At 62.9% G+C, this 5,357-nt stretch carries 5 protein-coding genes; 3 read left to right on the top strand and 2 right to left on the bottom strand.

The features are described 5' to 3' along the window. Window positions 1-168: YbdD/YjiX family protein (locus VIM98_RS10945; RefSeq protein ID WP_331993140.1), on the bottom strand; the 168-nt coding region annotated here is incomplete at its 3' end. A gap of 14 nt (window positions 169-182) precedes the next feature. Beyond that, complete coding sequence (locus tag VIM98_RS10940; protein WP_331993139.1) at window positions 183-2,249, bottom strand: carbon starvation CstA family protein; 2,067 nt, start codon at window positions 2,247-2,249, stop codon at window positions 183-185. 251 nt (window positions 2,250-2,500) lie between these two features. Between VIM98_RS10940 and VIM98_RS10935 the strand changes: the two genes are divergently transcribed. From VIM98_RS10935 to VIM98_RS10925, 3 genes are all read left to right on the top strand, one after another. Continuing rightward, window positions 2,501-3,301: a DUF4197 domain-containing protein gene (locus tag VIM98_RS10935; protein ID WP_331993138.1), complete on the top strand. Its 801-nt coding sequence runs from the start codon at window positions 2,501-2,503 to the stop codon at window positions 3,299-3,301. Window positions 3,302-3,327: 26 nt separating this feature from the next. After that, window positions 3,328-3,867: a peptide deformylase gene (def, locus tag VIM98_RS10930; protein ID WP_331993137.1), complete on the top strand. Its 540-nt coding sequence runs from the start codon at window positions 3,328-3,330 to the stop codon at window positions 3,865-3,867. Between the two features lie 274 nt (window positions 3,868-4,141). Beyond that, window positions 4,142-5,357 (top strand): OPT family oligopeptide transporter (locus VIM98_RS10925; protein ID WP_331993136.1); only part of this gene is annotated, 1,216 nt, incomplete at its 3' end.

Genomic DNA, 5,357 nt, shown 5'->3' with positions numbered 1-5,357 from the left:
GTAGCGCGCGACCTGCCGTTCGCGGAAAAACTCCTTGTAGCTCGGTACCGCCCGCTCCGGATGGTGCTCGCGAAGATGCCGGACGTAGACGTCGTAGTCGGGAACGCCGCAGCACAGGCGGGCGGTCTGCACCGCCCATTTCCCGAATGCCTTCAGATCGATGTGCATGCCTGTGCCCTCCCTCAGTGCGGCACGCTGCTGAGCGCGACGTAAGGCTCTTCATGGGCCGTCGGATGGTTGTCGCGCCAGGCCTTGGCGATCGAGCGCAACGCAAACAGGGCCATGATGACGATCAGCAGCATGAACAAGGCAGTGAGCGCCATGTCGACGCGGTTATTGGTAATGATGCGCTGCATTTCCTCCATCGACTTGGCCGGTGCGAGCAACTTGCCGGCCTGCATGGCATCGGCATATTTCTGTGCGGCCGCCGTGAAGCTGATTGGCCCGGAAAGTTTCTGCCAACCGGCAGTCAGCGTGCAGGTCACCAACCAGATCGCCGGAATGCCAGGCACCCACACATAACGTTCTCGCTTGAGCTTCACCACGACCACCGTGGCAAGCATCAGTGCGACCGCCGCCAGCATCTGGTTGGCGATGCCGAACAAAGGCCACAGCGTATTGATGCCGCCAAGCGGATCGACGGCGCCCTGGTAGAGGAAGTAACCCCACAAGCCGACGCAGATCACCGTGGCAATCAGGTTGCCGGTCCACGATTCGGTGCGCTTGAGCGGCGCATATATCAGGCCGGCGATCTCCTGGATCATGAAGCGGCCCACACGCGTGCCGGCGTCCACCGTCGTCAGGATGAACAGCGCTTCGAACAGGATCGCGTAGTGATACCAGAACGCCATCATGCCCTCGCCTGGCAAAATGCCGTGCAGCAGTTGCGCCATGCCGACGGCAAGCGTCGGTGCGCCGCCAGCGCGGCTCAAGATGCTCGACTCGCCGATATTGGTCGCGGTATTGAGCAGCTCATCCGGCGTGACGACGAAGCCCCATTGGCTGATCGTGGTAGCGGCTTGCTGCGCGGTAGTACCGATCAGCGCGGCGGGCGAGTTCATGGCGAAGTACACACCCGGGTGCAGCGAGGCGGCAGCGATCAGCGCCATGATGGCGACAAACGCCTCCATCAACATGCCGCCATAGCCGACCATGCGCGCTTCGCCTTCATTGGACAAAAGCTTGGGCGTGGTGCCCGAGGCAATGATCGAATGCCAGCCCGATACCGCACCGCAGGCGATCGTGATGAACAGGAAGGGGAACAGGTTGCCCTGGAACACCGGCCCGGTGCCGTCGATGAACTTGGTGATCGCCGGCATCTGCATCGTCGGCGCAGCCAGGAAGATCGCCAGCGCCAGCAGCAGTACGGTGCCGATTTTCAGGAAGGTCGATAGATAGTCGCGCGGTGCAAGCAACAGCCAGACCGGGAGGACCGAAGCGCAGAAGCCGTAGGCGATCAACAGCCACGCCAGCGCGCGGGCATCGAAATCGAACGCGGGCCCCCAGCTCGACGCCGCCACATGCGCTCCACCCCAGATCGAGAGCAACAGGAGCACCAGGCCGATGATCGATACTTCCAGAATCCGCCCCGGTCGCAGCCAGCGCAGGTACACGCCCATCAACAGGGCGATCGGGATCGTGCAGGCCACGGTGAACGTGCCCCATGGGCTATGCGTCAACGCCTTGACCACCACCAGCGCGAGTACGGCCAGCACGATCATCATCAGCACCAGCACGCCGAACATCGCCACGACACCGGCGACCGGCCCGAGTTCGTCGCGCAGCATATTGCCCAGCGAACGTCCATCGCGGCGGATCGACAGGCCCAGGATCATGAAATCCTGGACGGCGCCCGCGAAGACCACACCGAACAGGATCCACAGCGTACCGGGCACATAGCCCATCTGCGCGGCGAGTACCGGGCCGACCAATGGGCCGGCGCCGGCGATCGCGGCGAAGTGATGGCCGAACACCACCCACTTGTCGGTAGGTACGTAATCCAGGCCGTCGTTGCGCAACACCGCCGGTGTGGCTCGGCTGGGATCCAGGTGCAGCACACTCGATTCGATGAACTTGCTGTAGAAGCGGTAGCCGATGACAAAGACAGCGATCGACGCGGCGACAACCCAGATCGCGTTGATCGGTTCGCCGCGGCGTAGTGCGACGACGCCGAGGCACCAGGCGCCGACAATGGCGATGACGGCCCAGAGCAGCTTCGCTGCCGTGCCGTTGTGAGTCGTAGTTTGCATGTCTGAAAACTCCCCGGGAATGCCTTTACAGGGTCGTCCCGCCGCCGGTCCAGGGTCAATGGCGGGTAGCCCATGCCGGCATTAGCCATTGGTCGAATAGAACCGTACGCTTCGCGGGAATCGTTGGTACGGCGTGTTGCAAGACTTCACATTTGGGGCCTTTGAGCGTTCTGTAAAAGCCGGACCAACGCCCGTCTAACATCCGGCCAGCGTACACTGGGCATCCCGCGCCGTTTTAAGGAAAGAACACCATGCGCCCGATGCACCGCTCCGCCGCCACCGGCCTCGCGCTCCTCTTGCTGCTAGCGCCCCTGACGGGCTCCGCGTTCCAGTTCAAGGATCTGCTCGATAAGGCCAAGACGGCCGCCCAGCAGCACAGCCCCGGTGCCGGTCAGCCCAATGGTGTGAACCTGCCCAATAGCGATGTGGCAGCCGGCTTGAAGGAAGCCCTGGCCAAGAGCACCACCGATGCCATCAATACCCTGGGTCGCAACGACGGTTTCTGGAACAATCCCAAGGTACGCATTCCTCTGCCGGGCAAGCTCGAACAGGCCGGCAATCTGGCGCGCAAGCTAGGGCAGGGGGCCAAGGTCGATGATTTCCAGCTCAGCATGAATCGCGCGGCCGAAAAAGCCGTGCCGCAAGTAGCCGACCTGTTCGGCGATGCTATCCGCAAGATGACCCTGGACGATGCGCGCGGGATTCTTACCGGCGGCGATCATGCAGCCACGGATTATTTCCGCCGCGTAGCCGGGCCGGCATTGACCCAGCGTATCCACCCGATCGTCGCCAAGGCGACCGACAGCGTCGGTGTGACGCAGAAATACAAGGCCTTCACCGCTTCCAACAGCGGCAGCCAGTTGGGTGGAGCGCTCGGTAAGCTGGGGGGCCTGGGAGGCAAGGAAGGCTCCTCGTCGCTGGATCTGGACGATTACGTCACCAAGGAAACCCTCGACGGCCTGTTCGCCACGATTGCCGACAAGGAGAAAGGTATTCGTGACAATCCGGCGCAGCAGACGTCTGCGTTGTTGAAGAAAGTATTCGGTAAGTGAGCTTCGACGAAAGGAATGGTGTTTCGATGATTCGCGAGATTCTGAAAATGGGCGATCCGCGCCTGCTGCGCATTGCGCCGCCGGTCCCTACCGCCATGGTCGGCAGCAAGGAATTGGATGAACTGATCGCCGACATGTTCGAGACCATGCACCACGCCAATGGCGTGGGGCTGGCCGCGCCGCAGATCGGTGTCGACCTGCAATTGGTGATCTTTGGCTTCGACAGCTCCGAACGTTACCCGGACGCGCCGCCGGTGCCGCAGACCATCCTACTCAATCCGGTCATTACGCCTCTCTCACAGGATATGGAAGAGGGCTGGGAAGGGTGTCTCTCGGTGCCTGGACTGCGCGGTGCGGTCAATCGCTACACCTTGATCCGCTACGAGGGCATCGATCCGAAGGGGGCACGCATCGATCGCACCGCCGAGGGTTTCCATGCGCGCGTGGTGCAGCACGAATGCGATCACCTGATCGGCCGCCTTTACCCCTCGCGCATTACGGATTTTTCCAAGTTCGGCTATACCGAGGTGCTGTTCCCGGGGATGGATCCGAACGCGGACGATTGACTTGGGCTTTGTGGAGCAACCTGTCGCCTATGCCCACCCTGTCGCGATCGTATAAAAGGGCTGGGGTGGCGGGGCTCCCGGCCAGAAAGAAAACCCAGACATTGGTCTATCCCGCCCGCCTGGGTATGCTCTACCCCGGCTCAGGGTCGATGGCGCGCAAGGCGCGGCTCGATGGGGAGAACGGCTGGGGCGTCGCGGCTAGGTAGCTCGCGACGGACCGTCGGTGTTCCTGCCCGCGGCCGTCCGACCTACCACGCCAAGGACTCCACCATCCGTGAGCACTCAACTTCCACCCGTCGCCGATAACCGCACCGAACTGACCGTCCGGGGCGTCATCCTGGGCGTGATCATCACGGTGGTCTTTACCGCCGCCAATGTCTTCTTCGGCCTCAAGGCCGGGTTGACCTTCGCCACCTCGATTCCCGCGGCGGTGATTTCGATGGCCATCCTGCGCAGCGTGAGCAACTCGACGGTGCAGGAAAACAACATCGTGCAGACCATCGCTTCGGCGGCAGGCACGCTGTCCTCGATCATCTTCGTGTTGCCCGGCTTGATCATGATCGGCTGGTGGAACGGCTTCCCTTACTGGATATCGTTCGGCATTTGCGCGCTCGGCGGCATCTTGGGCGTGATGTATTCGATTCCGCTCCGCCGCGCACTGGTGACCAATTCGGATCTTCCGTACCCGGAAGGCGTGGCCTGTGCCGAAGTGCTTAAGGTCGGCGGTGGCGAAGAGGCCGTGGGCGATTCCGATGCGGAAAACCGTGCCGGCCTGATGGCGATGATCTGGGGCGCCGTGGTCGCCGCCGTCTTTGCCGTGATCGTGCAGACGCGCGTGTTCGCCAGCGACGTGGCCCAGTATTTCAAGCTCAACGATCGAGGCTCGGTATCCGGCTTCGATTTCAATCTTTCCTTCGCCTTGTTCGCTGTGGGCCACCTGGTGGGCTTGTCCGTGGGCGTGGCGATGTTGATCGGCGCGCTGATCGGCTGGGGTTGGGCGGTACCGCACTATTCGGGTCTGGCAGCGGCTGCCGGTGCCGCCGCCGATGTGGCGCAGGCTACCTGGAGCCACAAGGTGCGCTTCCTCGGTGCCGGCACTATCGGTGTCGCGGCGATCTGGACCTTGCTCAAGCTCGTCAAGCCGGTGGCCAGCGGCCTGGCAGGCGCCATGGCGGCCGCGCGCGTGCGCGCCGCGGGCAATGCGCACACGTTGCCGCGTACCGAGCAGGATATGCCGATCGGCATCGTCGCTTTGATTACCGTGGTGTGCCTGATCCCGATCGGCTGGCTGCTGGGCAGCTTCGGTGCCAGCAGTGGCCTGGGCGGCGCATTGACTACCTTGGTGATCGGCGGCGTCGCCTTCGTCGTGCTGATGAGCTTCTTCGTCTCGGCCGTATGCGGTTACATGGCCGGCCTGATCGGTTCCTCCAACAGCCCGCTGTCCGGCGTCGGCTACCTGGTGGTGATCGGCGCCGCGCTGCTGCTGGTGT

It is taken from the genome of Dyella sp. (genome assembly GCF_036568765.1).
Classification (GTDB): domain Bacteria; phylum Pseudomonadota; class Gammaproteobacteria; order Xanthomonadales; family Rhodanobacteraceae; genus GSA-30.
The sequence above is the reverse complement of the archived record's forward strand: the minus strand, read 5'-3'. Positions and strand labels throughout refer to the sequence as shown.

Coding starts and splice junctions, on each gene's coding strand:
- VIM98_RS10940 (WP_331993139.1), bottom strand. CDS start 2,249: ATGCAAACTACGACTCACAACGGCACGGCAGCGAAGCTGCTCTGGGCC.
- VIM98_RS10935 (WP_331993138.1), top strand. CDS start 2,501: ATGCGCCCGATGCACCGCTCCGCCGCCACCGGCCTCGCGCTCCTCTTG.
- def (WP_331993137.1), top strand. CDS start 3,328: ATGATTCGCGAGATTCTGAAAATGGGCGATCCGCGCCTGCTGCGCATT.